This window comes from Streptomyces endophyticus (assembly GCF_035798155.1).
Lineage (GTDB): Bacteria > Actinomycetota > Actinomycetes > Streptomycetales > Streptomycetaceae > Streptomyces > Streptomyces endophyticus.
This window is the reverse complement of the sequence record NZ_JAOZYC010000212.1, coordinates 1-25730: the sequence shown is the minus strand read 5'-3', so window position 1 is coordinate 25730 and position 25730 is coordinate 1. Positions and strand designations below refer to the sequence as shown.

26 protein-coding genes and 1 tRNA gene are annotated in these 25730 nt (G+C 72.2%); 17 read left to right on the top strand and 10 right to left on the bottom strand.

The annotated features are described in order from the left end of the window. The 6 genes from OKJ99_RS43185 to OKJ99_RS43160 form a co-directional block, all read left to right on the top strand. On the top strand, nt 1-876 hold an 876-nt coding region (locus OKJ99_RS43185; RefSeq protein WP_326024155.1), incomplete at its 5' end, for an ABC transporter permease. Between the two features lie 104 nt (nt 877-980). Beyond that, the gene (locus OKJ99_RS43180; protein WP_326024154.1) at nt 981-2252 is read left to right on the top strand and encodes an MFS transporter; all 1272 of its coding nucleotides are present in this window, start codon (nt 981-983) and stop codon (nt 2250-2252) included. A 4-nt stretch (nt 2253-2256) separates the two neighbouring features. Next, nucleotides 2257-2661: a PPOX class F420-dependent oxidoreductase gene (locus tag OKJ99_RS43175; RefSeq protein WP_326024153.1), complete on the top strand. Its 405-nt coding sequence runs from the start codon at nt 2257-2259 to the stop codon at nt 2659-2661. A 46-nt stretch (nt 2662-2707) separates the two neighbouring features. Then, the gene (cysS, locus tag OKJ99_RS43170) at nt 2708-4105 is read left to right on the top strand and encodes a cysteine--tRNA ligase (RefSeq protein WP_326024152.1); all 1398 of its coding nucleotides are present in this window, start codon (nt 2708-2710) and stop codon (nt 4103-4105) included. Nucleotides 4106-4228: 123 nt separating this feature from the next. Next, nucleotides 4229-5179, top strand: coding sequence for a 23S rRNA (guanosine(2251)-2'-O)-methyltransferase RlmB (rlmB, locus tag OKJ99_RS43165; RefSeq protein ID WP_326024151.1), 951 nt, complete (start codon nt 4229-4231; stop codon nt 5177-5179). A 100-nt stretch (nt 5180-5279) separates the two neighbouring features. Then, nucleotides 5280-6938, top strand: coding sequence for a DoxX family protein (locus OKJ99_RS43160; RefSeq protein WP_326024157.1), 1659 nt, complete (start codon nt 5280-5282; stop codon nt 6936-6938). A gap of 89 nt (nt 6939-7027) precedes the next feature. On the opposite strand, the gene OKJ99_RS43155 is transcribed toward OKJ99_RS43160, so the two are convergent. The 3 genes from OKJ99_RS43155 to OKJ99_RS43145 form a co-directional block, all read right to left on the bottom strand. Then, nucleotides 7028-7783, bottom strand: a complete 756-nt coding sequence (locus OKJ99_RS43155) for a nucleotidyltransferase family protein (protein WP_326024150.1) — start codon at nt 7781-7783, stop codon at nt 7028-7030. Nucleotides 7784-7881: 98 nt separating this feature from the next. Continuing rightward, nucleotides 7882-8340 carry a hypothetical protein gene (locus OKJ99_RS43150; RefSeq protein ID WP_326024149.1) on the bottom strand — a complete coding sequence of 153 codons (459 nt, stop codon included), beginning with the start codon at nt 8338-8340 and terminating at the stop codon, nt 7882-7884. A 199-nt stretch (nt 8341-8539) separates the two neighbouring features. Then, the gene (locus OKJ99_RS43145; RefSeq protein WP_326024148.1) at nt 8540-9676 is read right to left on the bottom strand and encodes an ABC transporter ATP-binding protein; all 1137 of its coding nucleotides are present in this window, start codon (nt 9674-9676) and stop codon (nt 8540-8542) included. Between the two features lie 229 nt (nt 9677-9905). Between OKJ99_RS43145 and OKJ99_RS43140 the strand changes: the two genes are divergently transcribed. Further along, nucleotides 9906-9979, top strand: a tRNA-Thr gene (locus OKJ99_RS43140). Between the two features lie 48 nt (nt 9980-10027). Here OKJ99_RS43140 and OKJ99_RS43135 read toward each other — a convergent pair. Further along, nucleotides 10028-11461 carry an NAD(P)/FAD-dependent oxidoreductase gene (locus tag OKJ99_RS43135; RefSeq protein ID WP_326024147.1) on the bottom strand — a complete coding sequence of 478 codons (1434 nt, stop codon included), beginning with the start codon at nt 11459-11461 and terminating at the stop codon, nt 10028-10030. A gap of 265 nt (nt 11462-11726) precedes the next feature. Between OKJ99_RS43135 and OKJ99_RS43130 the strand changes: the two genes are divergently transcribed. From OKJ99_RS43130 to OKJ99_RS43115, 4 genes are all read left to right on the top strand, one after another. Then, nucleotides 11727-12002 carry a DsbA family protein gene (locus tag OKJ99_RS43130; RefSeq protein WP_326024146.1) on the top strand — a complete coding sequence of 92 codons (276 nt, stop codon included), beginning with the start codon at nt 11727-11729 and terminating at the stop codon, nt 12000-12002. 116 nt (nt 12003-12118) lie between these two features. Then, nucleotides 12119-13006, top strand: coding sequence for an aminoglycoside phosphotransferase family protein (locus tag OKJ99_RS43125; protein ID WP_326024145.1), 888 nt, complete (start codon nt 12119-12121; stop codon nt 13004-13006). A 76-nt stretch (nt 13007-13082) separates the two neighbouring features. Next, nucleotides 13083-13559, top strand: a complete 477-nt coding sequence (locus OKJ99_RS43120; protein ID WP_326024144.1) for a GNAT family N-acetyltransferase — start codon at nt 13083-13085, stop codon at nt 13557-13559. Between the two features lie 38 nt (nt 13560-13597). Further along, nucleotides 13598-14515 carry a bifunctional helix-turn-helix transcriptional regulator/GNAT family N-acetyltransferase gene (locus tag OKJ99_RS43115; RefSeq protein WP_326024143.1) on the top strand — a complete coding sequence of 306 codons (918 nt, stop codon included), beginning with the start codon at nt 13598-13600 and terminating at the stop codon, nt 14513-14515. Nucleotides 14516-14522: 7 nt separating this feature from the next. Here the strand turns inward: OKJ99_RS43115 and OKJ99_RS43110 are convergent, their stop codons facing one another. Together OKJ99_RS43110 and OKJ99_RS43105 are read right to left on the bottom strand one after the other, a co-directional pair. Next, complete coding sequence (locus OKJ99_RS43110; RefSeq protein WP_326024142.1) at nt 14523-15527, bottom strand: zinc-binding dehydrogenase; 1005 nt, start codon at nt 15525-15527, stop codon at nt 14523-14525. 48 nt (nt 15528-15575) lie between these two features. Beyond that, a complete protein-coding gene (locus tag OKJ99_RS43105) occupies nt 15576-16760 on the bottom strand; it encodes an NAD(P)-binding protein (RefSeq protein WP_326024141.1) in 1185 nt (394 codons plus the stop codon). A 146-nt stretch (nt 16761-16906) separates the two neighbouring features. Between OKJ99_RS43105 and OKJ99_RS43100 the strand changes: the two genes are divergently transcribed. Then, entirely contained in the window at nt 16907-17605 is a 699-nt protein-coding gene (locus tag OKJ99_RS43100; RefSeq protein WP_326024140.1) for a pentapeptide repeat-containing protein, read from the top strand. A 31-nt stretch (nt 17606-17636) separates the two neighbouring features. On the opposite strand, the gene OKJ99_RS43095 is transcribed toward OKJ99_RS43100, so the two are convergent. The 3 genes from OKJ99_RS43095 to OKJ99_RS43085 are packed head-to-tail and all read right to left on the bottom strand — an operon-like array spanning nt 17637 to nt 20050. Then, a complete protein-coding gene (locus tag OKJ99_RS43095; RefSeq protein WP_326024139.1) occupies nt 17637-18137 on the bottom strand; it encodes a hypothetical protein in 501 nt (166 codons plus the stop codon). 54 nt (nt 18138-18191) lie between these two features. Then, nucleotides 18192-18824, bottom strand: a complete 633-nt coding sequence (locus OKJ99_RS43090; RefSeq protein WP_326024138.1) for a response regulator transcription factor — start codon at nt 18822-18824, stop codon at nt 18192-18194. Next, the gene (locus OKJ99_RS43085; protein WP_326024156.1) at nt 18821-20050 is read right to left on the bottom strand and encodes a sensor histidine kinase; all 1230 of its coding nucleotides are present in this window, start codon (nt 20048-20050) and stop codon (nt 18821-18823) included. Before OKJ99_RS43085 ends, OKJ99_RS43090 begins: the two co-directional genes overlap by 4 nt. Before the next feature lie 339 nt (nt 20051-20389). Here OKJ99_RS43085 and OKJ99_RS43080 point away from each other — a divergent pair, with 339 nt between their 5' ends. From OKJ99_RS43080 to OKJ99_RS43065, 4 genes are all read left to right on the top strand, one after another. Continuing rightward, nucleotides 20390-20959: a GlcG/HbpS family heme-binding protein gene (locus OKJ99_RS43080; RefSeq protein ID WP_326024137.1), complete on the top strand. Its 570-nt coding sequence runs from the start codon at nt 20390-20392 to the stop codon at nt 20957-20959. A 152-nt stretch (nt 20960-21111) separates the two neighbouring features. Further along, complete coding sequence (locus OKJ99_RS43075) at nt 21112-21714, top strand: ankyrin repeat domain-containing protein (RefSeq protein WP_326024136.1); 603 nt, start codon at nt 21112-21114, stop codon at nt 21712-21714. Next, nucleotides 21711-22883, top strand: a complete 1173-nt coding sequence (locus tag OKJ99_RS43070; protein ID WP_326024135.1) for a YncE family protein — start codon at nt 21711-21713, stop codon at nt 22881-22883. The genes OKJ99_RS43075 and OKJ99_RS43070 overlap by 4 nt, the downstream gene beginning before the upstream one ends. A 140-nt stretch (nt 22884-23023) precedes the next feature. Continuing rightward, the gene (locus OKJ99_RS43065; protein ID WP_326024134.1) at nt 23024-24424 is read left to right on the top strand and encodes a M1 family metallopeptidase; all 1401 of its coding nucleotides are present in this window, start codon (nt 23024-23026) and stop codon (nt 24422-24424) included. A gap of 56 nt (nt 24425-24480) precedes the next feature. Here OKJ99_RS43065 and OKJ99_RS43060 read toward each other — a convergent pair whose 3' ends face one another. Next, nucleotides 24481-25056: a TerD family protein gene (locus OKJ99_RS43060; RefSeq protein ID WP_326024133.1), complete on the bottom strand. Its 576-nt coding sequence runs from the start codon at nt 25054-25056 to the stop codon at nt 24481-24483. A 201-nt stretch (nt 25057-25257) separates the two neighbouring features. Here OKJ99_RS43060 and arfB point away from each other — a divergent pair, with 201 nt between their 5' ends. Further along, nucleotides 25258-25683 (top strand): alternative ribosome rescue aminoacyl-tRNA hydrolase ArfB, encoded by a 426-nt coding sequence (gene arfB / locus OKJ99_RS43055; RefSeq protein ID WP_326024132.1) that lies wholly within the window; start codon nt 25258-25260, stop codon nt 25681-25683. The last annotated feature ends 47 nt before the right edge of the window (nt 25684-25730 follow it).

Below are 25730 nucleotides of genomic sequence, written 5' to 3'. Positions count from 1 at the left end.
TTGCTGGTGCTGCTCGCGCTGGGCGTGGTGGCCGCGGTGCTCGTCGGGCTCGTGCGGCGCCGGCTGCTCGGCCCCGCGCTCGAAGCGGGCGCGCTCCCGGGGCTCGCGCGGGTGCCCGGGGGCGGGCGCGGTCGGCTGTACGCCGCCGGGGCGCTGGCCGCCGTGCTGCTCGCCGTCATCGTGTGGGGGCTGACCCGCGATCCGCTCCAGGTCGATCTGGCCGCCAGGCTGTCGGGTCCTTCCGGCGCGCACCCCTTCGGTACCGACGCGCTCGGCCGCGACGTCCTCGCCCGGCTCGGCCACGGGGCGCTGCGCACGCTCGCCGTGGCGGCGGCCGTCTGCGCCGTGTGCTTCGTGGTGGGCGTCGGCCTGGGGCTCATGCGGTGGACCGCGGGGCTCACGGAGGTCGCCAACGCGATGCCCGCGATCCTGGCGGGGCTGCTTGTCACCGGGATGTTCGGGGCGGGCGTCGCGGGGGCGGCGGTCGCCGTCGCCGCGGTCGGGTGGGCGCCGCTCGCCGCGCACACGGCGGCCGTCGCCGAGGCGGAGCGGGGGGCCGGGTACGTCGAGGCCGCGGTGGCCTCCGGCGCGGGGCGGTGGCAGGTGTTGCGGTGGCACGTGTTGAGCGCGGTGGTGCCGACGGTGGGGCGGCATGCGCTGTTGCGTCTCGCGCCGACGACCTTGGCGCTCGCCTCCCTGGGCTTTCTTGGGCTCGGTACGCAGCCGCCCACGCCCGAGTGGGGGCGGTTGCTGATGGAGAACCTGCCGTATGCGGAGCGGGCGCCGTGGTCGGTGTTGGCGCCTGCGGTGGGGTTGGCCGGGGTGGGGGCGATCGTGGTGCTGGCGTCCGGCGGTGGCCTCGGGCGGCGACGGTGACCGGCCGCGGGGCTCCGCCCCGGACCCCGCTGCTCAATCGCCGCAGGGGCTTGATCTGGCTTACCCGCCGCCGGGGCGTGGATGTGCCGATTCGTCGGCGGAGCGTGATCCGGGATCTCCCGCCCTACCTTCGGCTCCTCACCCTCACCCAGCTCGCCTTCAACATCGGCTTCTTTGCCGTGCTGCCCTATCTCGCCACCCACCTCGCCGACACCATCGGGCTCGCGGGCTGGGCGGTGGGGCTTGTGCTCGGGCTGCGTACGTTTAGTCAGCAGGGACTTTTCGTGGTCGGGGGCGCGCTCACCGACCGGTTCGGGCCGCGGCCGGTCGTGCTGGCCGGGTGTCTGCTGCGGATCGCCGGGTTCGTGTGGCTCGCCTTCGCGGGCAGCACGGTCACCGTCGTCGCCGCGGTCGTGCTCGTCGGGTTCGCCGCCGCGCTGTTCTCGCCCGCCGTCGAGTCGGAGGCGGCCCGGGAGGCCGTCCACCACGAGCGCGCCACCGGCGTCCCGCGCGCCCAGGTGCTCGGCGTCTTCTCGGCGGCGGGGCAGGCCGGCGCGTTCCTCGGGCCGCTGCTCGGCACCGCGCTGCTGTACGCCGGGTTCCGGGCCGCGTGCCTGGCGGGCGCGCTCGTCTTCGTGGGGGTGTTCGCCGGGCACGCGCGCCTCATGCCGCGCCGCGAGCGCGCCCCGGGCACGCGCCGCGTCAAGGGCGGCCGCGCCGTCTTCGCGAACCCCCGCTTCCTCGCGCTCTGCCTCGCGTACAGCGGCTACCTCATCGCCTACAACCAGCTCTATCTCGCGCTGCCCGTCGAGATCACCCGCGCCACCGGCTCGCAGGACGCGGTGGGCCTCCTCTTCGCGCTGTCCTCGCTGCTCGTCGTCGGCGCCCAGCTGCCCGTCACCCGCTGGTCGGCGGCCCGGATCGCGCCGCGGGCCGCGCTGACCGGGGGACTGCTGCTGGTGGCGGCGGGGTTCGGGACGGTCGCCGCCACGGTCCCGTACGTCCCGCGCCACACCCCGCACGCGCTGCTGCCCGCCTGTGCGCTGGTCGTGCTGCTCACGCTCGGCCAGATGCTGCTCGTCCCGGCGGCGCGCGGGCTCGTCCCCGACCTGGTGGACGAGCGGCACCTGGGCCTCGCGACGGGGGCGCTGTCCTCCGTGTCGGGGCTGGCCGTGCTGGGCGGGAGCGCCGCGACAGGTGCGCTGCTCACGCTCCCCGCGCCCGCCCTGTGGTCGGGGCTGGCCGTGGTGCCGCTGGTGGCGGCAGGGCTCGCCCGCTTCGTGACACCCGTGCGAACAGAGCGCCGAAATACCGGACCGCTCGGGTGCGTTCCAGGAGGATCGGGTACGCGCCAACCGTCCCCCGAGAAGGAGTGAGGCCATGTCAGCCCAGCTGTCCGACGAGCTCAAGGCACTGCTCGACAGCAAGGTCTTCATCGCTGTCGCCACGATCCAGCCCGACGGGAGCCCGCAGGTCTCCCCGGTATGGGCGAAGCGCGACGGTGACGACGTCCTGTTCTCCACGACCGTCGACCGCCGCAAGACGAAGAACCTGTACGCCGACCCGCGTGTGACGGTCCTGGTGCAGCCGGCCGACAACCCGTACGCGTATGCCGAGATCCGCGGTATCGCCGAGGTCACCACGGACGGCGGCCAGGAACTCATCGACGAGCTGTCGCTGAAGTACACGGGCAAGAAGTACGCGGAGTTCAACCCGACGTCGGGGCAGGATGCCGAACGGGTGGTGGTCCGCGTCAGTCCCCGCAAGGTCGTCGGGCGGGTCTGACGGCCGGAGGCCCATGGCACACCTCCGGGGCTACTACCCTGGAGGGGTGACTATTCGCCTGTACGACACCAGCGCCCGGCAGATCCGTGACTTCACCCCGCTCATTCCGGGTTGTGTCTCGATCTACCTGTGTGGCGCCACGGTGCAGGCGGCCCCGCACATCGGGCACATCCGGTCGGGGCTCAATTTCGACATCATGCGCCGCTGGTTCGCGTACCGCGGCTACGACGTCACGTTCGTGCGCAATGTGACGGACATCGACGACAAGATCATCAAGAAGGCCGGGGAGCAGGACCGACCCTGGTGGTCGATCGGGTACGAGAACGAGCGGGCGTTCAACGACGCGTACACCGCGCTCGGTTGCCTGCCCCCGACCTACGAGCCGCGTGCCACCGGGCACGTGACCGAGATGGTCGAGATGATGCGCGGGCTCATCGAGCGCGGGCACGCGTACGAGGCCGACGGGAACGTCTACTTCGACGTGCGGTCGTTCCCCGGCTACCTGGAGCTGTCCAACCAGGAGCTCGACAATCTGCTGCAGCCCTCCGGCGAGGGCGAGACCGGCAAGCGGGACCCCCGTGACTTCGCCATGTGGAAGGCCGTCAAGCCCGGCGAGCCCAGCTGGGAGACGCCGTGGGGCCGGGGCCGTCCCGGCTGGCACCTGGAGTGCTCGGCGATGGCCCACAAGTACCTGGGCAGCGCCTTCGACATCCACGGTGGCGGGATCGATCTGATCTTCCCGCACCATGAGAACGAGATCGCGCAGGCCAAGGGGTACGGGGACGCGTTCGCCTCGTACTGGGTGCACAACTCCTGGGTCACGATGTCCGGCGAGAAGATGTCGAAGTCGCTGGGCAACAGCGTGCTGGTCGCCGAGATGGTCAAGCACTGGCGGCCCATCGTGCTCCGCTACTACCTGGGCACCCCGCACTACCGCTCCACCATCGAGTACAGCGAGGACGCGCTGCGCGAGGCCGAGTCGGCGTTCGCCCGGATCGAGGGCTTCGTGCAGCGGGTCGGCGAGCTGGCCGGCGGCACGGTCGCGCCCTCGGACGAGGTGCCGCCCGCCTTCGCGGAGGCGATGGACGACGACCTGGGCGTTCCGCAGGCGCTCGCCATCGTGCACACCGCGGTGCGGCAGGGGAACTCCGCCCTCGCCGCCGACGACAAGGAAGCCGCCGTCGCCCGTCTCGCCGAGGTGCGCGCCATGCTCGGCGTCCTCGGCCTCGACCCGCTCGACGAGGAGTGGGCCGGCACGGACGGCGGTTCGGGCGAAGACCTGCACGGCGTCGTCGACCACCTCGTACGGCTCCTGCTGGAGCAGCGCGAGGCGGCCCGCGCCCGCAAGGACTGGGCCACCGCCGACGCCATCCGCGACCGCCTCAAGCAGTCCGGTCTGACCATCGAGGACAGCCCTTCGGGGCCGCGCTGGACGCTCGGCTGACCCCGGCCGAGCAGCCAAATGTGCCGCCCGGCGCTTCGGGCGGCACACTTCATAGACGTACGCACCCGTATGACCCGCAGATAACCCGCAGAACCCACAGACTCCGTAAGAGACAGGTAGGTCATGGCCGCCAACAGCAACCGCCGCATGTCCGGCAAGAAGGGCGCGCAGGTAGGCAGCGGTGGCAATCGGCGCCGCGGCCTCGAGGGCAAGGGCCCCACGCCGCCCGCCGAGATGCGCAAGGGCCACGCCAAGCAGCGTGTCGCCAACGCCAAGACCAAGCGTGCCCAGGGCCGCCCGACCAGCCGCACCGGCGGTCCGCGCGGCAAGTCGACCTCCGAGATGGTCGTCGGCCGCAACCCGGTCGTCGAGGCGCTGCGCGGCGGCGTGCCCGCCACGACGCTGTACGTGCAGCAGTTCATCGACAACGACGAGCGGGTGCGCGAGGCCCTGCAGGTCGCCGGTGAGCGCGGCGGGATCCACCTCATGGAGGCCCCGCGCCCCGAGCTCGACCGCATGACCAACGGGCTCAACCACCAGGGCCTCGTCCTCCAGGTCCCGCCGTACGACTACGCGTTCCCGGAGGACCTCACCGCCGCCGCGTACGACGCGGGCGTCGACCCGCTGATCGTCGCGCTCGACGGGGTCACCGACCCGCGCAACCTCGGCGCCGTCGTCCGTTCCGTCTCCGCCTTCGGCGGTCACGGCGTCGTCGTGCCCGAGCGGCGCGCGGCCGGGATGACGGCGGGGGCGTGGAAGACGTCCGCCGGCACCGCGGCGCGCACGCCGGTCGCGCGTGCCACCAACCTGACCCGCACCCTGGAGCAGTACAAGAAGGCGGGCATCGCCGTGGTCGGTCTCGCCGCCGACGGTGAGCACACCGTGGGCGACCTGAAGGCCCTCGGCGGTCCCGTCGTCATCGTCGTCGGCAGCGAGGGCAAGGGCCTGTCCCGCCTTGTCGGCGAGACCTGCGACTACCGCGTCCGGATCCCGATGCCGGGCGGCGCCGAGTCGCTGAACGCCGGCGTCGCCGCGGGCGTCGTGCTGTACGAGGCGGCCCGCCGCCGCGCCTGATCGACGCCCGTTGTCCGGGTCCCGAGATCCTTGACGGGGCCCGGACATTTCGGTGGGGCGGAGGCAGTGTCCTAAACACACATCACTCGGTTAGATGAGTGTGGACACCAGAACGCCCCGCACACCCTCGGGTGACCGCACGTCGGGATTCGACGAAGGTCCCGCGCTGAGCATGGTGAAGGTTCCGTGCGATCCGGCGCAGGTCATCGTCAACCACGCGAGTTTCCGCGTGCGGCTCCCCACGGCGCAGCAGTCGCAACTCCCGCGCATCTCACGGCACTTGAGCGCCACGGGCGTGGCCGGAGCCGACGCGGCGACCACCCGCATCCCCGTCATCACCGCCGCAGGGACGCCCGGCGCCAGGCGCCGCCCCGTCGTCATGAACGGCGGAGGCCTCGACACCAGCGGGCTCCTGCAGGGCGCACGCCGCTCCGGCGAACCGGACGACGGCACCGCCACGCAGGTCATCCCGCGCGTCGACGAGCGCGACTTCGCCGACGACCTCGGCCTCTACCGCGATTCGCCCACGGGCGAGCCCACCCAGGAGACGCCCACCGTCGGCCCCTGGCCGGGCGGGGCGGACACCCCCACGCGGATCCTGCCGCGCATGCGCCAGTCCGGCAGCGCCTTCGAAGAGACCGGCGAGCTCGAGCAAGTCCCGTACGGGGACGACGAGTTCGATGTACGGATCGGTTCGCCGGACGGCGGCAGGGACGGCGGTGCCGACGGCGAAAGCACCGCCGCCCGCCGCTACGGACCCGTCCGGCACGCCTACTATCCCGGCCGCCGGATGAACCTCGGCGTCGTGCTGCTCCCGCTGCGCGTCTTCCTCGGCTTCATCTCCATCTACGCCGGCATGGGCAAGCTCTGCGACCCCGTCTACTTCGACGGCGGAGAGCGCGGCTCGATGGTCAAGTGGCTGCACTCGCTGCACCCCTGGGCCCTCGCCGAACCGCTCCGCGACTGGGCGCTCCAGCACCCCGTCGGCGCGGGCCTCGTGATCGCCTTCCTCCAGGTCATCGTCGGCGTGCTCACGGTCCTCGGCCTGTGGCAGCGGATCGCCGCCGGTGTCGGCGCGCTGCTCTCCGCGGCGCTGCTCGTCACCGTCAGCTGGAAGACCCTCCCCGCCTACGACGCGCCCGACATCATCTACCTCGCCGCCTGGTCCCCGCTGATCATCGCCGGTGCCCCCGTCTACTCCATCGACGGACGGCTCGCGGGCGGCGCCTGGCGGCGGCTCGGACCGCGCGCCGCACTGTGGGACCTGCGCAACTACGTCCTGCGCCGCGGCACCGTCGTCGCGACCCTCGTCATCGGCGGCACGCTGCTCATCGGCTCGGTACTCGGCGGCGCCGTCCGCGACGCCGACCGGGTCACCGCCCCGGGCCCCGGCGACGCGCCCCGCAACGAGGTGCCCGGCTCCCCGCTCCCCTCGGAGCCCGGCAGCAGCGCCCCGCAGCGCCAGCACACCAGGAGCCCGTCGGCCTCGTCCTCCGACGCGCCGACGCAGGGCACCACGGCGAGCCCGTCCGGGGCCCCCAGCTCCGCCGGAGCGACCGCGGGCACGGGCGCCGCCACGAGCGGCACGACGACGACGCCCACCCAGGGCACCACCGCGGGCCAGGCCCCGCCCCAGCAGTCGGCGCCGCAGCAGCAGCCGCCGTCGAGCACCGGCGGCTCACCGAGCTCGGGCGGCACCTCGTCCGGCGGCCAGGACAGCGAGAAGCCGGGCCTGGTGGGCGGACTGCTGGGCGAGTAGCGCGCTCTTCCTCCCCGTACGCCGATGGGGCCCCGCACGATCCACGTGCGGGGCCCCATCGGCGTACGGGAAGAGGAGAAGCGGGGCGCTCAGCGGCCCTGTGCGGCGAGTTCCTTCGCGGCCTCCGTGAGGTCCTTCGCCGTGTCGATCGCCCGCCAGTACGCGCCCTGCGGGAGCTGGAAGCCCGCCAGCCGCTTGGCGCGGGCCAGGCGCGGGAACGTGGCGCGCTCGTGGTCCCCGAGGTCCGGCAGCAGGGAGGCGAACCCGGCGGAGAAGACATACACGCCCGCGTTGATCAGATACGGGGACGGCGGCGCCTCGACGAAGTCGGTGATGTGGCCGAACGCGTCCGTCTCCACGGCGCCCCACGGGATGCGCGGGCGGGCCAGCGCGAGGGTCGCGGTCGCCTCCCGCTCATGGTGGAAGTCGGCCATCTCGCGCAGCGAGAACCGCGTCCAGATGTCGCCGTTCGTGGCGTACCAGGGCTGGTCCTGGTGGGGCAGGTGCGCGGCCGCGAACTTCAGGCCGCCGCCGCGGCCGAGCGGCTCCTTCTCGACGACCGTGGTGACGCGCAGCGGCAGGTCCGCCTGGTCGAGCCACTCCTGGAGCACCTCGGCGAGATGGCCGCAGGAGACGACGGCGTCGGTGACGCCCTCCTCGGCGAGCCAGGTCAGCTGATGGCCGATGATCGGCGTGCCCGTACCGGGGATCTCCACCATCGGCTTGGGCCGGTCGTCGGTGTACGGGCGCAGCCGCGAGCCCTGACCGCCCGCCAGGACCACGGCCTGGGTGGGGCGGTGGGGGTACAGATGCGGGCCGTGCGCGGACGGTTCAGCGGTCGTCATGACCGGAACTGTACGTGCGCACGACCCGCGGGGATGCCACTGGCTCGGCGGTCGAGCGTGGCTCGGGACCGGTTCACGGCTCGGGGCCGGTCCGGTGCTCAGGCCCGGAAGCCGGCCACACCCGAGGCGAACGAGGTGTCACAGACGGGGCGGGCGAAGGACTGCGCGCGTGCCGGCCCGTAGGTCTCCACGGCTGCACGGCCGAGGGCCTTGGCGATCGCCATGCAGTGCCGGGCGAGCGACGGGCGGCGGTCGATCTCCTGCTGGAGGTGAGTGAGTGCAACGCCGGGGTCGTCCTCCTGGAGTTCGAGGAGGAGGCGGTCGCGCAGCACGTCCTGAGGAGCGCGTGACTTGGCGCGCTTGGAGACGTCCTGTGAGGAGGCCGTGAGAACCGATTCCGAGGAATTCCCGGACCAGTTGACTCGGGTGACCGCGAGCGTCCCGGAGAGCACCAGCATCACCGGCAGGACGAAGGCGAGCGTACGGGCGGCGCGCCGGGCGGGGCCCCGGCCCCGAGCTCGGCGCGACTTCTGGGTGTAGTTGGCAGAGTGCGTCACGCGAGTGAGCGTAGCGCTCGGTGATGATTTGGCGACATTTGGTCACTCTGACGAGGGACGAGCAAAGTGGTTTTGTTGCATACGTGTTGACGAAGCAGGGCCAAATGCCCGAGTTGCCGGGGTATTTATCGACAATGGTGAGGGACGCGCGAGGGCCCCGCACCGAAGTGCGGGGCCCTCGTGGTCGGTTGTGGAGCCGTCAGTCGGAGAGACGCTCGCCCGTGGAGGACGAGAACACGTGGATCTCGCCGGTGCGCGGCACGACGTGCAGCTGGGCGCCCTTCTCCGGCACCTGGCGGCCGTTCACGCGGACGACCAGGTCCTTGTGCTCGCCGCCGACCTCGGCGGCGCCGTAGACGTAGCCGTCGGCGCCGAGCTCCTCCACCACGTTCACGGAGACCGCGAGACCGGCAGGGGCGTCCGAGACGTCCTTGGCGAGGGACTTCGCGGCCTCGCCGTTCGTCTCGACGATGTCGAAGTGCTCGGGGCGGACGCCGACGTGCACCGTGCGGTCGCCCTTGTCGGAGGCGGCCTTCAGGGCCTCGCGGCTGACCGGGACGACCGAGTTGCCGAACTTCACGCCGCCGTCGGTGATCGGGACCTCGACCAGGTTCATGGCCGGGGAGCCGATGAAGCCGGCGACGAAGAGGTTCTTCGGGCGGTCGTACATGTTGCGCGGGGAGTCGACCTGCTGGAGCAGACCGTCCTTGAGGACCGCCACACGGTCGCCCATCGTCATGGCCTCGACCTGGTCGTGGGTGACGTAGACGGTGGTGATGCCGAGGCGGCGCTGGAGCGACGCGATCTGCGTACGCGTCGAGACACGGAGCTTGGCGTCGAGGTTCGACAGCGGCTCGTCCATGAGGAACACCTGCGGCTCACGCACGATCGCGCGACCCATCGCCACACGCTGGCGCTGACCACCGGAGAGGGCCTTCGGCTTGCGGTCCAGGTACTCGGTGAGGTCGAGGATCTTCGCGGCCTCTTCGACCTTCGTCCGGATCTCCGCCTTGTTCACGCCGGCGATCTTGAGCGCGAAGCCCATGTTGTCGGCGACGGACATGTGCGGGTACAGCGCGTAGTTCTGGAACACCATGGCGATGTCCCGGTCCTTCGGCGGCAGGTGCGTGACGTCGCGGTCACCGATGCGGATCGCACCGCCGTTGACGTCCTCGAGACCCGCGAGCATCCGCAGGGAGGTCGACTTGCCGCAGCCGGACGGACCGACGAGGACGAGGAACTCGCCGTCCTCGACCTCGATCTCCAGGCCGTCGACCGCGGGCTTGGTGGACCCGGGATACACACGGGTCGCCTTGTCGAACGTGACAGAAGCCATGGCTGTGAAGCCCCCTTCACCGGCAGGAACGTGCCGGACGATCCGAGTAAAGGTGGTGGCCGTCGAGACACGGCTTGTGCCACGACGGTGAAGCACTGGTGTAGTCCACGCGAGTGAACTGCTCGGACTTTAAGCGGCGGGCAGTGCGTTTGTCAGTACCTGGGAGCACGTGACCTTCGAGGAAATTTTCGATGGGTGCACGGCCGAGGTTGGTTACACTGCTGGGGCTGCCTCCTTAGCTCAGATGGCCAGAGCAACGCACTTGTAATGCGTAGGTCGTCGGTTCGAATCCGACAGGGGGCTCCGTGAAAGCCCCGGTCGCCGTTGTGCGGCCGGGGCTTTGGCATGGGCTCAGTGGCGGCCCGCCACTCGGTCCGCCCACGTCGCCAGGCGGGAGGAGTCCGCCGTGTGGGTGGTCAGTTCGCGGCGGTCGGCCGCGTAGTACGTGGCGTACATGCCGTGGACGCCGAGCCAGCGGAAGGGTTCCGGTTCCCACTTGCGGACCTTGTGGTTGGCCCAGGGGAGGGTGGTGAGGTCGGTGGGTCCTGACTGGCCGGAGTCCTGTTGGACGAGGTCGCGGAGGGTGCGGGCGGCCAGGTTCGCCGTGGCGACGCCCGAGCCCACGTAGCCGCCCGCCCAGCCGAGGCCCGTCGAGCGGTCCAGGGTGACGGTGGCGCACCAGTCGCGGGGGACGCCGAGGACGCCGGACCAGGCGTGGTCGACCCGGAGGCCGGCGAGCTGGGGGAAGAAGCGGGTCAGGATCTCGTACAGCGCCTCGATGGTCTTGGGCTGGGTGCGGCCGTCGTTGTCGGTGCGGGAGGCGTAGCGGTAGGGGACGCCGCGGCCGCCGAGCGCGATGCGGTCGTCCGCCGTGCGCTGGGCGTACATGTAGGCGTGGGCCATGTCGCCGAGGGTTTCGCGGCCCTCCCAGCCGATCGACTCCCACTGGGAGGGGGTCAGGGGCTCCGTGGCGATCATGGAGGAGTTCATGGGGAGCCAGGTGCGGCGCTGGCCCTTGAGGGAGGCGGTGAAGCCCTCCGTGCAGCGCAGGATGTAGGGGGCGCGGACCGTGCCGTAGGGCGTGATGGCGTGCTTGGGCTTGATCTCGGTGACGGGCGTCGACTCGTGGATCGTGACGCCGAGGGACTCCACCGCCGCCGCCAGGCCCTTGAGGAGTTTCACGGGGTGCAGGCGGGCGCCGTGCGGGGTCCACGTCGAGCCGACGGCGCCTGCGACGCGGATGCGGTCGGCGGTCTCGCGGGCGCCGTGCAGGGTGCGGTCCTTCTCACCGTAGGTGAGTTCTGTTTCGTGGAAGGACTTGAGGCGCGTCAACTGGGCGGGGGTGTAGGCGACTTCGAGTACGCCGCCGTGGTGGATGTCTGCGTCGATGGACTCGGCGCGGGCCACGTCGATGACCTCGGTGACGGTCTCGTTCATGGCCTGCTGGAGGCGGACCGCTCCGTCGTGGCCGTGGAGTTTGGCATAGCGGTCGCGGCCGGCGATGCCGTTGTAGAGCCAGCCGCCGTTGCGGCCGGAGGCGCCGTAGCCGCAGAACTTCTGTTCAAGGACCGTGATGCGCAGGAACGGGGCGGCCTTCTTCAGGTAGTACGCCGTCCACAGGCCCGTGTAGCCGCCGCCGACGATGACGACGTCGGCGCTCGCGTCGCCGGGCAGGGGGTCGCGGGTGAGGGGGATGCCGTCGTCCGCGTACCAGAACGATATGCCGCCGTTGATCGTACCGGTGGTGTCGCGGGGGCCACCGGGGCCGCTGATGCCGTTGCTCATGGCGCGGGACGTTACTGGGCGGCGGCGGAATGCGGGAGGGGGGAGGTGATGGTTTCGTGGCATATGTCGCCTGTGGGGTGATCGCTGGACGAGCGCACGGTGAGTGGGAGCCGGATCGTGAACGTAGGAGCGAAGGGTTCGGGGCGGCTGTGGGCCGCCGCGGTGGCGGTCGTCCTGCTCGTTCCTCGACGAGAACTTGAACGGCCACGGCTCGGTGACGGCCGCCAACGCGCTGCGCGCCTAGGTGGAGGCCGGGAAGTTCCCCGTGTACCACTCCGCCGTCTTCGCGAACCAGCCCGCCGACGAGACCACGGACGCGTACACGGACGACTTCCTACTGAAGATCGCCGACACGGTCGACGGGCTGCGCTCCTCCGCGTTCGACGGAGCCGTGCGGGACATGAAGAAGTTCCGCGCCGACGGCATCGAGGGCACGCCCACGGTCTACGTGGACGGCGACAAGGTGACCCCGGAGAAGGCGATGTACGACGAGGACGCGTTCGGGAAGGTGCTCAGGGATGCGGGCGTTCCCGGCGACTGACATCGCGAGGCCCGCTGGGCATGGTGTGCTCGGAAAAGTGTCGCAGTCGTACGTATAACTGCGACATTTTTCTGGGCACACAACGTGCTGCGGGCCGGGGCTTTAGGGTCGGCCGCGTGATCGACGTACCCGTAGGCCTTGTTGAGTCGCAGTACACGTACGCGGGTGAGGCGGGCCGCGCGTTCGTCGCGGCGCTGCCCGCGCGCGTGGAGGAGTTTCTGGAGCGCTGGGAGCTGACGGTCGACGGGCCGCTGATGCACGGGATGGCCGCGCTCGTCGTGCCCGTGGTGGGTGGCGGGCGGCCGGCGGCGCTCAAGTTCCAGGTGCTCGACGAGGAGACCGAGGGCGAGCCGGTCGCGCTGCGGGCGTGGGACGGCGACGGCGCCGTGCGGCTCCTCGCGCACGACGACGGGACGGGCACGATGCTGCTCGAACGCCTCGACTCCGACCGGATGTTGAGCGACGTGGAGGACTCGCGCAAGGCGGTCGTGGTGATCGCCGAGCTGCTCGCGCGGCTGACGGCGGGGCCCGCCCCGGAGGGCATGCGGCGGCTCTCCGACATCGCCGCGCGCATGCTCGCGGACGCCCCGGAGGCGCTGCGCCGGGTGACCGACCCGGCCGAGCGCGCGCTGCTCGCCGACTGCGCGGCCGCCGTGCGGGAGGTCGCGGACGAGCCCGGCGACCGGCTGCTGCACTGGGACCTGCACTTCGAGAACGTGCTGGCCGCCGAGCGTGAACCGTGGCTCGCGATCGACCCGAAGCCGCTGGCGGGCGACCCCGGCTTCGATCTGTGGCCCGCGCTGAACAACCGCTTCGAGCCGCAGGAGACGGTGTGGCGGTTCGACGCGATGAGCGGGGTCCTCGGTCTTGACCGGGAGCGGGCGCGGGCGTGGACGCTCGGCCGGGTGCTGCAGAACGCGCTGTGGGACATCGAGGACGGCCGGGAACTCGGCGCGGTGGACCTGGAGATCGCGCGACGGCTGCGCACGCACCCCACGAGTTAGTTAGTTCCTTGGTGGCCGGTCCTTGGCGGCTGGTCCCGGGCGGCCGGGTGTCAGTGCCGCGGATTAGTCTGCCGCCATGATTCGTACCGCCACCCCCGCCGACGTCCCCGTCATCCACGCCATGATCCGCGAGCTCGCCGACTACGAGAAGGCGCTGCACGAGGCGCGGGCGAGCGAGGAGCAGCTGCGCGAGGCGCTGTTCGGCGAGCGCCCGGCGGCGTACGCGCACATCGCCGAGGACGCGGGGACCGGCGAGCCGGTCGGTTTCGCGCTGTGGTTCCTGAACTTCTCGACGTGGCGCGGAGTGCACGGCATCTACCTGGAGGACCTGTACGTACGCCCCTCGGCGCGCGGCGGCGGCCACGGCAAGGCGCTGCTCACGGAGCTGGCGCGGCTCTGCGTGGAGCGGGGGTACGAGCGCCTGGAGTGGTCGGTGCTGAACTGGAACACGCCGTCCATCGAGTTCTACGAGGCGATGGGTGCGCGGCCGCAGGACGAGTGGACGGTGTACCGGCTGACGGACGAGGCGCTGAAGGCGGTGGGTGCCGCGTAGGGTGGCGCGACGACGCATTCTCTGACTATGGTCAGAGAATGCGTGAGGGTGAGGACGGCGGCGTAGGTGACGTCGCGCGGGTACGGCGGTTCAACCGCGTGGTCAGCGAGCGCGTCGGCGTGCTCCAGGAGCGGTTCCACGGCACCGAGCGGCCCTACGGGCAGGCCCGGCTGCTCTGGGAGATCGGCGAGGCCCAAGCGCCGCTGGACGTACGGAAGTTGCGGGAGCGGCTCGGGCTCGACTCCGGGTACGTCAGCCGGCTGCTGCGCGCACTGGAGGCGGACGGGCTCGTGGTGGTGGAGCCGCTGGAGCGGGACCGGCGGGTGCGCACCGCGCGGCTCACGGAGCGGGGGCGCGGCGAGTGGGCCGAGCTCGACCGGCGCAGCGATGAGGCCGCGGGCTCGCTGCTCGCCCCGCTGAGCCCCGCCCAGCGCGGCCGCCTGGTCGCCGCCATGGCCGAGGTGGACCGGCTGCTCACGGCCGGCACGGTCACGCTGGACGAGGTCGCGCCGGACCACCCCGACGCGGAGCTGTGCCTGCGCGGCTACTTCGCCGAGCTCCAGGAGCGGTTCGACACGGGTTTCGACCCGGCGCACAGCCTCCTGCCCGACGCCGGTGAACTCCGGCCGCCGCACGGCCAGTTCGTCGTGGCGCGGCTGCACGGTGAGCCGGTCGGCTGCGCCGGGCTGAAGCTTCCGCCGGGCGGCGCGGCCGAGGTGAAGCGCATGTGGGTGGCGCCCCGGGTCAGGGGCCTCGGCCTCGCCCGCCGTTTCCTCGCGGAGCTGGAGGCGCGGGCCGCCGGGCACGGCGCCGAGCTGCTGCGCCTGGACACCAACAAGGCGCTCGGTGAGGCGATCGGGCTCTATCACGCGTACGGCTTCGAGGAGGTCGCGGCCTTCAACGACGAGCCGTACGCGCACCATTGGTTCGAGAAGCGACTGCGCCCCGCCTCTTAGGCGCGGCTCACGGCTCCAGGACCACCTTGCCCGTCGTGCCGCGCGTCTCCAGGGCGCGGTGCGCGGCGGCCGCGTCGGCGAGCGGGAAGCGGTGGACGGCGGGGGTGAGGACGCCGCGGGCAGCGTGGTCGAGCGCGGCGAGTTCGAGGGTGCGCATGGGGTTCTCGCCGCCGGCCTTGCGCATCATCGGCGGGCCGAGGACCTGCTCCTGGGTGAGGCCGCGGCGCGCGAGTTCGGCCTCGTCGAGGAGGTGCGGTCCCTCGTCGGTGCCGATGCCCTGGGCGGACCAGCCGAAGATGAGGTGCTGCCCGCCGGGACCGAGGAGGTCGAGGGCGCGCACGGTCGTCGGGCCGCCGACTCCGTCGAAGAGGACGGTGGCGGCGACGCCGAGGAACGCGCGGGCCCGGTCCGGCCAGTCGGGGTCGTTGTAGTCGAGGGCGAGGTCGGCGCCGTTCGCCTCGGCCGCCGCCGTCTTCGCCGGGCCGCCCGCCAGGCCGATCACGGTGCCGCCCGCGTGCTTCACGTACTGCACGAGGAGCGTGCCGATGCCGCCCGCGGCGGCGGGGACGAGGGCGACCGTGTCGGGGGTGACGGTGGTGAAGTTCAGGATGCCGAGCGTCGTGCGGCCCGTGCCGATCATGGCGACGGCGTGCGCCGGGTCCAGGGCTGCCGGGAGTTCGTGGAGGCGGTCCGCGTCCGTGACGGCGAGCTCGGCGTAGCCCCCGGGGACCATGCCGAGGTGGGCGACGGCCTTCTTGCCGAGCCAGGCGGGATCGGTGTCCGGGCCGAGCGCCTCGACGGTGCCCGCGACCTCGCGGCCGGGGATCGTGGGCAGCTCGGGGAGGGCGGGCAGCGGACCCTGTACGCCGGAGCGGATCGCGGTGTCCAGCAGGTGCACGCCCGCGGCCTCGACCGCGATCCGCACCTGCCCGGGACCCGGCTCGGGGTCCTCGACCTTTTCGTACGTGAGGTTCTCGGCAGGGCCGAAGGCGTGCAGGCGGATGGCGTGCATGACAGCTCCTGGTGGGTGGTCCGTGATGGCCTGCGCCAGTCTTCGGCCTCAAGCGCGGTTGAGGTCAAGGCCGCGGGTGAGGGCGGGCCGCCGCAGCGCCAGCGTCGTCGCCTCGATGGCGCTGGTGAAGGAGACCTCGGAGAGCACTCCGGGAGCCGCCACCATGTCGCCCGCCAGATAGACGCCCTCGCCGCGGTCGATCGCGGGCCGGTCGCGCCAGGTGGTGCCGGGGCGGTCGAGCGCTCCCGTGCGTCCCTGGGCGAGGGCGTCGCGGCGCCAGGTCGTGCGCTCGCGCCGGCCGGGGAACGCGAGGTCGAGCAGGGCGTCGGCGCGCGCGGAACCGTCCGCCTTGGACTCGTCGGGCGCGATCGGGACCTGGCCCTGGATCAGGCTCTCGCCGTGCGGGGCGAGGGACTTGTCCTGTGCGGTGAACCGTTCGATCCAGGCCGGGAAGTCGAGGCCCGACACCGCGAAGGCGTCGCCGCGCCGACCGCGCACGGCCAGGTCGATCAGCGTCGTACGGCCGCTGTCCCAGGTCAGGGAGGGGTCCTTGAGGAGCCTGCGGGCCGCGTCGAGCGAGGTGGCGACGACGACCGGGGTGTCGGTGGGCGCGGTGTCGAGCCGGCTCAGGGTCTCCATGCGCACGCCGAGGTTCCAGGCGCGGGACGCCATCCGGTCGATGACCGAGGACCAGCCGCCGACCGGGTACTGGGCCTCGGGCGGCACCTTGGCGGTGCGGCGCAGGCGCTCCTGGACGAAGCGGGCGGAGAGCGATCCGGGGTCGTGGTGGAACAGGGCGACGGCCGTGTAGTTGGCGGCGGCGCGGGCGGCGTCCGGGCCCGCGCCGCGGGTGGCCCAGGTGGTGAAGTCCTCGTCCACGGGGGCGCGTTCGGGCCTGTGGCGCAGGAGGCGGAGCAGGGCGGCGGGCGGGGTGCGGTGCAGCGCGCCGTCGCGGTGGAAGCGCAGCCGGGCGGCTTCGAGCGGCGGGATCGGGGCGAGCGGTCCGAGCAGCTCGCGCTGTCGCAGCCAGGTCCAGTGCGGGCCGCCGTTGTAGAGCGCGTGCGGGCCTTCGTGGGTGAGGTAGGGGCCCTCGGCGGTGCGGGCCCGGCCGCCGAGCGTGTGGTGCGCTTCGTGCAGGGTGACGCGCGCGCCCGCCTCCGCCGCGGTGATGGCGGCGGTCAGTCCGGCGAGACCTCCGCCGATGACGGTGAGGGCGGGGGTGGGGTGACGCATGGGTGCTCCTGACTGCGTGATCGGGGCGTACGGATGGCCTTCACGGATACGACGTGCGGGGCGGGCGCGGATGTGACATCGCGCCGTTTGCGCAGGTCACTTGGGGGTGGGCGGGGATTGTCAGTGGGGCCGGGCAGCATGGGGTCATGAGCGACAGGCGTGGTGGTGCGGGTCGGGCCGCGGGACAGGCCCCGGCGAAGGTGAAGAAGGCGCGGCGGCCCCAGGTGCGTCTGCCTCCGTTGGAGCCGTGGGAGGGGCGCGGCCTCGAACCCGACGGGGATTACGACGGGGTGGAGTTCCGGGGCGTGGACCTCGCCGGGCAGGAGGGGATCGGGGCGCGGTTCATGGACTGCGCGCTGACGGGGTGCGCGCTCGACGAGGCGGGCCTCGCGCGGGCCAGATTCATCGACTCCGTGCTGCGTGACGTGCGGGGCGTGGGCACGAACCTGGCGGAGGCGACGCTGCGGGACGTGGAGGTGGTCGACGCCCGGCTCGGCGGGGTGCAGCTGCACGGGGCGGCCCTGGAGCGGGTGGTGATCAGGGGCGGGAAGATCGACTACCTGAACCTGCGGAAGGCGCGCCTCAAGGACGTCGTGTTCGACGGATGCGTGCTGGTGGAGCCGGACTTCGGGGGCGCGCGCCTGGAGCGGGTGGAGTTCGCGGGCTGCGCGCTGAAGGGCGCCGACTTCTCGGCGGCGACCCTGACGGACGTCGACCTGCGGGGCGCCGCGGAGCTGGGGATCGCGCGGGGCGTGGACCGGCTGGGCGGCGCGGTGATCTCACCGGCCCAACTCATGGACCTGGCAGGGGTGTTCGCGGCGGAGCTGGGGGTGCGGGTGGAGTAGGCGAACCGGGTGGGCCGGTTACGTGAGCCGGTTACGGGAGGCGGGGGAAGCGGGCCTGAAGGTCCCACAGGGCCGGGTTGTCGGCCAGGTCCTCGTGCATGTCCGTGAGGTCGGCGAGCAGGTCGTGCAGGAAGTCCCGGGCCTCGCGGCGCAGCGCGGAGTGGGAGAAGGTCAAGGCCGGTTCCTCGGTCGGCATCCAGTCGGCCGCGATGTCCACCCAGCCGAAGCGGCGCTCGAAGAGCATGCAGTCGCTCGACTCGGTGAAGTCCAGTTCGGCGTGCTGGGGAGTGGAGGAGCGACTGCCGCGCGGGTCCTTGTCCAGTTGCTCGACGACGTCGCACAGCGCCCACGCGAAGTCGAGCACCGGCACCCATCCCCAGGCTGTGGACAGCTCCTGGTCGGCCTTGGTGTCGGCCAGGTACACGTCGCCGCAGAACAGGTCGTGGCGCAGCGCGTGGACGTCCGCGCGCCGGTAGTCCGTCTGCGGCGGGTCCGGGAAGCGGCGGGAGAGGGCGTAACCGATGTCGAGCACGTAGAGATGGTGTCACGGGCCCGGGCCCGGTCCTCACGGGAGCAGCCACTGCCCTCACGGGAGCAGCCGCTGCTCCTTCGCCACCGCGACGGCGCCGGACCGGGTGTCCACGCCGAGCTTGTCGTAGATCCGGCCCAGGTGGGTCTTGACCGTGGCCTCGCTGATGAACAGGGCCTTGGCGATCTCCCGGTTGCCGAGGCCGTGCGCCAGCTGGGCGAGGATGTCGCGCTCGCGGTCGGTGAGGGTGGGCCGTGGCTTGCGCATATTGGCCATGACGCGGCTGGCCACCGGGGCGGAGAGGGCGGTGCGGCCCTCCGCGGCCGCGTGGATCGCGGCGAACAGCTCCTCGGGCCGCTCCGCCTTGAGCAGATAGCCCGTCGCGCCCGCCTCGATGGCGCGGGTGATGTCGGCGTCGGTGTCGTACGTGGTGAGTACGAGGACGTGCGGGGTGGGCGCCGGGCCGGACGTGAGGCGGCGGGTCGTCTCCACGCCGTCCATGCCCTCGCCCAGCTGGAGGTCCATGAGGACGACGTCGGGCCGCAGCTTCGCGGCGAGCGCGATCGCCTCCTCCCCGGTCCCGGCCTCGCCGACGACCTCGATGTCAGCGGTGCTGTCGAGCAACGCGAGCAACCCGGCACGCACGACGACGTGGTCGTCGCAGAGGAGGATGCGGATGGGCTGGGTCATGTCGGTGGGCTCCGGTTCGGGTCGGTATTTTCAAGCCCCTGCGGCGTTTGAGCAGCGGGGTCCGGGGCGGAGCCCCGTGGCCTCGCCCCCGTCGCAGGCGTCAACGGAATCGCGGCGGAGACGACCGCTCCCTCCCCCGGCGCCGACTCAAGAGTCAACGTCCCGCCCAGCTGCCGCACCCGCGCCCGGATCGCCGGAATCCCGTGCCCCCGCACGCCGGAGGCCCCCGCGGGCAGGGCGGCCGGATCGAACCCGCACCCGTCGTCGGCGACGTCGAGTACGACCTGGTCGTCGAGCAGCGTCAGCGTGAGCACCGCGCTACCCGCCCCGGAGTGCTCCCGTACGTTGGCCAGCGCGCCCTGCGCGATCCGCAGCAGGGCCGACTGCACCCGGTCGGGCAGCCGGTCCGCGCGCCCGTCGTCGTCGACGCGGACCTGGACGGTGAGCCGGTCGCCCGACTCCCGCGCGGCCACCGCACGCAGCGCCTCCGCCAGGCCACGGGCCAGGTCGGCGGGGGCCAGATCGTGCACGAAGCGGCGCGCCTCGGTGAGGTTGTGCTCGGCGATCGACGCGGCCGTGCCGACATGGGCGCGGGCCTTGCCGGGGTCGGCCTCCCACACCCGCTGCGCCGCCTGCAACAGCATCTGCTGGCTGGACAGGCCCTGCGCCAGGGTGTCGTGGATCTCCATGGAGAGCCGCTGCCGTTCGGCGAGCGTGCCCTCACGGCGTTCGGACGCGGCCAGTTCGCGGCGGGTGCGGATCAGATCGTCGATGAGCCTGCGCTGCCGTGCGGCCTGCCGCTCCATCTGGAGGAACACGGCGGTGGCGATCACCACGACGGTCGGCGGGCCGAGCAGCAGGTCCGGGTCGAGGCGGCCGGCGAGCCGCAGCTGGGCGAGGATGACGAGCACCGCCAGGAGCCCCACCAGGACGAGCGCGGCGCGGGTCGGCAGCGTGCGCAGGCCCGTGTAGAAGAGCGGCACGGCGCACCACGCGAAGCTCGGTGCGAGCACCGTGAGCACCACCCACACCACGACCACCAGCGTCAGCCACACCCGCTGCCCGACCGTGGCCCGCTCCGCGACGCCCCGCACGAGCCCGATCCCGTACACCAGGGCCACGACCACGGAGAGCGCGACGATCCACGGGGAGCGCTCGTCGTGGGAGTGGCGCATCAGGAAGCGTGCCAGGGCCACGGCCAGGAGCAGGAAGAACGAGGCGTGCATGACCGCGGTGAGGCGGCGGATGTCGGTGTCGTAGCCGTCGCTGTGGTGGACGCCGGTCGCGGCGCGCTCGGGGCGGTTCCTGGTCACGGTCGCCTGCACCTCCTCACGGCGTCGACCTGGGCAAACAATCCCATTCTCGCCGGGTTGTACGCCCCTGGGGTCAACCGATCGGATGACCCCGCCGTCGACCGCCCGGCGCGTCGCGTCGAGCCGGTCCGTCGACGGGTGAGGGCCGGTTCCGGACCCAGGATTGAAGGCAGAGCGGGACGGCAGAACGGCAAACGGCCTCCCGGTCGACCTCCTCCTTTCCTCTGCATCACCCACTCAGGAGTCGTTCCCATGCAGCACGCTAAGAAGATCTCGAAGCGCACCCGCGTCGTCACCGGCACCACGCTCGCCGCCGCCATCGCCCTCGGCGGGTTCGGCGCGTACTCGGCGAGCGCCGCGGACTCGGAGCCGGCCGCCCAGGCCGCCGCCGCCAAGCCCGCCGCCGCGAAGGCCGGCAACACCTTCGAGTCCAAGCACCTCACCGTGGGCGCCGCCACCGACGCCGCCGAGGCCGTCCTGAAGGCCGCGAAGAAGGAGAACCAGAAGGTCTCCGTCGCCGTCGTCGACCGCAACGGCAACACGATCGTCGAGCTGCGCGGTGACGGTGCGGGTCCGCAGTCGCCGGAGTCCGCCGTGAAGAAGGCGTACACCGCGGTCTCCTGGAACGCGCCGACCTCCGAGCTGACGAAGCGCCTTGAGTCGACGCCGAACCTGAAGGACATCCCCGGCACGCTGTTCCTCGCGGGTGGGGCGCCGGTCGCCGCCGACAACGCGCCCATCGCGGGTATCGGTGTCGCGGGTGCGCCGTCCGGGGACCTGGACGAGAAGTTCGCCCAGGCGGGCGTCGCCGAGCTCGGCTAGTCACCGGTTGGTGGGTGGAGCCCCGACGATCGTGTCACCGGTGACGGTGTTGCGGCCTCGGGGCTCCGCCCCGGACCCCGCGCCTCAATCGCCGGCGGGGCTTAATGGGCAGGGGCTTAATTTTGTACGGGGACCTGATGTGGAGTCGCACCATGCAGCAGACCGAGAACAACCGAACGCTCCTCGCCGCCGCCGCTCAGGGCGACGCCGACGCCGTCCGGGGTGCCCTCGCGGCGGGTGCCGACGTCGAGGCCCGTGACGCGCACCGTCGTACGCCGCTCCTCCTGGCCTCCCTCAACGATCACGTCGCGGTCGCGGAGGCGCTCGTCGCGGCCGGTGCCGACGCGAACGCCCAGGACGACCGGGACGACAGCGCGTGGCTCGCCACCGGTGTCACCGGCTCCGTGGAGATGATGCGCGCCCTGCTGCCCGCCCGGCCCGACCTGAAGGTCACCAACCGGTTCGGCGGAATCTCCGTCATCCCGGCCTCCGAACGCGGCCACGTCGACTACGTGCGCGCTGTCCTCCGCGAGACCGACATCGACGTCGACCACGTCAACCGGCTGGGCTGGACCGCCCTGTTGGAGGCCGTGATCCTCGGTGACGGCGGCCGTGCGCACCAGGAGATCGTCGAGCTGCTCATCACGGCGGGCGCGACCCCCGATCTGCCCGACGGCGACGGCATCACGCCCCTCGAACACGCCGAGCGGCGCGGCTTCGCCGAGATCGCCGGCCTGTTGCGGGCCGTACGGTGAGGCGCGCGGTCCTCGCGGCGGTCGCCGTCGCGGTGCTCGCGACCGGATGCGGAGCGACGCAGGCGGACACCAACTCCCCTTCGGGCAAGGCGAGTTCTCCCGCGAAGAAGTCCCCTGAGAAGTCCCCCCAAAAGTCCCCCGAGAAGCCCGCCGAGAAGTCCGCCAGGACCCCCGACGGCACCCTCCTCGTCGCCGACTTCGGCGCCGACACGGTCTCCTTCGTCGACCCGGCCCCCGGCAAGGGCGCCTTCGACTCGGTGAAGGTCGGCCACGCCCCGTACGGGCTCGTCGTCGGTGACGACGGCCGGGCCTGGGTCGCTACCGCCGAGGGCGTCGCCGTCGTCGACACGGACAGCCGTGAGCGCGAGGCCCTCATCCCGTACGAGACCGGCGAGACCGGCGAGACCGGAGACCTCGGCCCCGTCACCGACGGCGAGTACCGCGGCGGCGGCATGGGCATCGCCCTCGCGCCCGACGGCAGGCACGCGTACGTCGGCGTCAATGTCCCCGACGGGAACGGGACGTTGGAGACCATCGACACCAGCACCAGGAAGGTCACCGACACCACCTCCGTCGGGCGGCGGCCCTTCGACGTCGACGTGTCGCGCGACGGGCGCCAGGTGTACGCCACCGACCACGATTCCTTCGACGTCACCGTCCTCGACACCCGCAGCGGCGACACCCGCCGCATCGAGGTCGCCCCGTACGGCACCGAAGGCGGCCTCGGCTCGTGGCTGAAGCCGCACTACGCCGCCGTACGGCCCTCCGACGGCAAGCTCCTCTTCCCCTTCGAGGGCGAGAAGCTCGTCGTGGTCGACCCGGACACCGGCCGCTCGACCATCGAGCGGATGACCGCCAACACGCATCAGCACGGCGTCACGATCACCCCCGACGGGACGCTCCTCGCCGTCGGCACGGGGCCCATCGACCCGTCCGAGGACGAGGGCCCCTCGCTCACCATCCGTACCCCCGGCGGCAAGGAGAAGGTCGTGCCGCTCGACGGGCCGCACGAGGACGTCGCCGTCTCCGAGGACGGCGGGACCGCGTACGTCACCGGCGGCTTCACCCGCGACGGCTACTGGAACGGCATCACCGTCGTCGACATCGACAGCGGCGACACCCGCCGACTGGCCGCGGGGGAGCGGCCGTTGGGGATCGCGGTTCTGTAAAGGTCCTGTACGCGCCTCGGAAGGAGCCCGGCAGGGGCACCGCAGGAGCCAGGCAGGAGCCAGGCAGGAGCCCGGCAGGCGCCTCGGCAGGAGCACGGCGGGACGCCCGTACCGGGGCAATGGGGCCATAAGATCTCGGCGTGCGCCGCAGACTCCGCCTCCCCGCCGCCCTCCTCAGCGTTCTCGCCGCCGTCGCCGCGTGCGACGGCGGCGTCCACGGCGCGCCCGGCGCCTCTGGCCTGCGCGATCCGTACTTCCCCAAGCTCGGGAACGGCGGCTACGACGTCCGCCACTACGCCCTCGACCTCTCCTACGACCCGGACGCGCACCACCTCTCCGGCACCGCCGAGATCACCGCGACCGCCGGCCAGGCGCTCAGCGCGTTCAACCTGGACCTGAAGGGGCTGACGGTGCGGAAGGTCACCGTCGACGGCGAGAAGGCCGTGGCCAGCCGCGCCGGGCACGAGGTGACCGTGCGGCCGCACGACGAGCTCCCCGAGGGGCACACCTTCCGCACCACCGTCCGCTACGACGGCGAACCCGTCACGATCACCGACCCGGACGGCACGGGCGAGGGCTGGCTGCGCACCGCCGACGGCGCGCTCGCCCTCGGCGAACCGACCGGCTCCATGGCCTGGTTCCCCGGCAACCACCACCCCTCGGACAAGGCGACGTACGACATCCGGATCACGGTCCCCGCCGGCGTACAGGCGGTGTCCAACGGGGAGCTGCGCAGCGCGAAGGGGTCGCCCGACGGGCGGCGCACCGCGTACGACTGGCGGGTGCGGCAGCCGATGGCGAGCTATCTGGCGACCGTGGCCATCGGGGAGTTCGAGACGGAGCGGGGCCGCACGCCCGCGGGGATTCCCGTGTACACCGCCGTCGACCCGGACGAGGCGAAGGCGAGTGCGAAGGTGCTCGCCCGGCTGCCGGAGGTCGTCGACTGGGAGGCGGAGCGGTTCGGCGCGTACCCGTTCTCGTCCACGGGCGCGATCGTCGACCGCGACGGAGACGTGGGCTACGCCCTGGAGACCCAGAACCGGCCCGTCTTCCCCGGCGCCCCCGATCTCGGCCTGCTCGTCCACGAGATGGCGCACCAGTGGTACGGCGACTCGGTCACCCCGAACTCCTGGCGCGACATGTGGCTGAACGAGGGCTTCGCGACGTACGCGGAGTGGCTGTGGGACGAGGACCACGGCGGGGACACGGCGCAGCAGACCTTCGAGGCGATCGCGAAGCGGCCCGCGAGCGACGGCGTCTGGGCCTTCCCGCCCGCGAAGCCGCCGAATGCCGCGCACCTCTCCGACTCCCCGGTCTACGACCGCGGCGCGATGGTGCTGCACGAGATCCGCAGAACGATCGGGGACACCGACTTCTTCGCCCTGCTGAAGAGCTGGCCGAAGGACCACAAGTACAAGAACGCCGACACGGACGACTTCACGGCCTACGTGGAACGCGAGAACCCCGGCAAGGGCGAGGCCCTTGCCGGGGTCTGGGAGACCTGGCTGTACGGGAACGGCAAACCGGACACGGCTGGTTGACGTCCACGGCCCAGGGCCGACAGGCCCTGGTGCCGGTCTCAACTACTGGGCGAACCTCAGACGTTCACGCCGAAGTCCTGCGCGATGCCGACCAGGCCCGAGGCGTAGCCCTGGCCCACGGCGCGGAACTTCCACTCCGCGCCGTTGCGGTACAGCTCGCCGAAGACCATCGCGGTCTCGGTCGCGGCGTCCTCGGAGAGGTCGTAGCGGGCGATCTCGGTGCCGCCGGCCTGGTTCACGATGCGGATGTACGCGTTGCGGACCTGGCCGAAGTTCTGCGTGCGGGTCTCGGCGTCGTAGATCGAGACCGGGAAGACGATCTTGTCGATGTCGGCCGGCAGCGCCGCCAGGTTGACGTTGATCGCCTCGTCGTCGCCCGCGCCCTCGCCGGAGCGGTTGTCCCCGGTGTGGACGATCGACTGGTCCGGCGTCTCCTTGTTGTTGAAGAAGACGAAGTGACCGTCCGAGTAGACCTTGCCCTCGGTGTTGACCGCGATGGCCGAGGCGTCGAGGTCGAAGTCGGTACCCGTGGTGGTGCGGACGTCCCAGCCGAGGCCCACGGTGACAGCGGTCAGGCCCGGAGCCTCCTTGGTGAGCGAGACGTTGCCACCCTTGGACAGGCTTACAGCCATGGTTCGGGAGTCCTTCCCTCGTTAAATACGGACGTACTTGGTTGTACGTGTGCAGCCGAAGCTACTCGTACCCGTAGGAACGTCGTGAGGGGTGGGGAAGGTTCCAGGTCTCTTTACTTTCTTTACCCGGACGCCACGGGACGCCCGCGGGCCCGGTAAATGCGGGTGACGCGGACCGTACGGACGCGCGACCATGGACGCATGTCCGGTCCCTATCCCATCCGCGGTTCGGTCGTCCTCCCGGAGGCCGAGCTCCTTTGGCGTTTCTCGCGGTCGTCCGGGCCGGGCGGGCAGCATGTGAACACGTCCGACTCGGCGGCGGAGCTGCGCTTCGACCTCGCGGCGACGGAGGCGCTGCCGCGTGTCTGGAAGGAGCGGGCCCTGGAGCGGCTCGCCCCTCGGCTCGTGGGCGGCGTGATCTCCGTCCGGGCCTCGGAGCACAGGTCGCAGTGGCGCAACCGGGAGACGGCGGCGGTGCGGCTCGCGGCGCTGCTGGCGGAGGCCACGGCGCCGCCGCCGAAGCCGAGGCGGGCCACGAGGGTGTCGCGTGGTGTCAACGAGCGGCGCCTTCGTCAGAAGAAGGCCCGCTCCGACACGAAGCGCGGCCGCTCGGGCCGGGACTGGTAGGTATCTCCAGCCCCGCCGGCGTTTGAGGCGCGGGGGGGGGGGGGGGG

Coding starts and splice junctions, on each gene's coding strand:
- OKJ99_RS43175 (WP_326024153.1), top strand. CDS start 2,257: ATGTCAGCCCAGCTGTCCGACGAGCTCAAGGCACTGCTCGACAGCAAG.
- rlmB (WP_326024151.1), top strand. CDS start 4,229: ATGGCCGCCAACAGCAACCGCCGCATGTCCGGCAAGAAGGGCGCGCAG.
- OKJ99_RS43155 (WP_326024150.1), bottom strand. CDS start 7,783: ATGACGACCGCTGAACCGTCCGCGCACGGCCCGCATCTGTACCCCCAC.
- OKJ99_RS43145 (WP_326024148.1), bottom strand. CDS start 9,676: ATGGCTTCTGTCACGTTCGACAAGGCGACCCGTGTGTATCCCGGGTCC.
- OKJ99_RS43135 (WP_326024147.1), bottom strand. CDS start 11,461: ATGAGCAACGGCATCAGCGGCCCCGGTGGCCCCCGCGACACCACCGGT.
- OKJ99_RS43120 (WP_326024144.1), top strand. CDS start 13,083: ATGATTCGTACCGCCACCCCCGCCGACGTCCCCGTCATCCACGCCATG.
- OKJ99_RS43115 (WP_326024143.1), top strand. CDS start 13,598: ATGCGTGAGGGTGAGGACGGCGGCGTAGGTGACGTCGCGCGGGTACGG.
- OKJ99_RS43110 (WP_326024142.1), bottom strand. CDS start 15,527: ATGCACGCCATCCGCCTGCACGCCTTCGGCCCTGCCGAGAACCTCACG.
- OKJ99_RS43105 (WP_326024141.1), bottom strand. CDS start 16,760: ATGCGTCACCCCACCCCCGCCCTCACCGTCATCGGCGGAGGTCTCGCC.
- OKJ99_RS43100 (WP_326024140.1), top strand. CDS start 16,907: ATGAGCGACAGGCGTGGTGGTGCGGGTCGGGCCGCGGGACAGGCCCCG.
- OKJ99_RS43090 (WP_326024138.1), bottom strand. CDS start 18,824: ATGACCCAGCCCATCCGCATCCTCCTCTGCGACGACCACGTCGTCGTG.
- OKJ99_RS43085 (WP_326024156.1), bottom strand. CDS start 20,050: ATGCACGCCTCGTTCTTCCTGCTCCTGGCCGTGGCCCTGGCACGCTTC.
- OKJ99_RS43080 (WP_326024137.1), top strand. CDS start 20,390: ATGCAGCACGCTAAGAAGATCTCGAAGCGCACCCGCGTCGTCACCGGC.
- OKJ99_RS43075 (WP_326024136.1), top strand. CDS start 21,112: ATGCAGCAGACCGAGAACAACCGAACGCTCCTCGCCGCCGCCGCTCAG.
- OKJ99_RS43060 (WP_326024133.1), bottom strand. CDS start 25,056: ATGGCTGTAAGCCTGTCCAAGGGTGGCAACGTCTCGCTCACCAAGGAG.
- arfB (WP_326024132.1), top strand. CDS start 25,258: ATGTCCGGTCCCTATCCCATCCGCGGTTCGGTCGTCCTCCCGGAGGCC.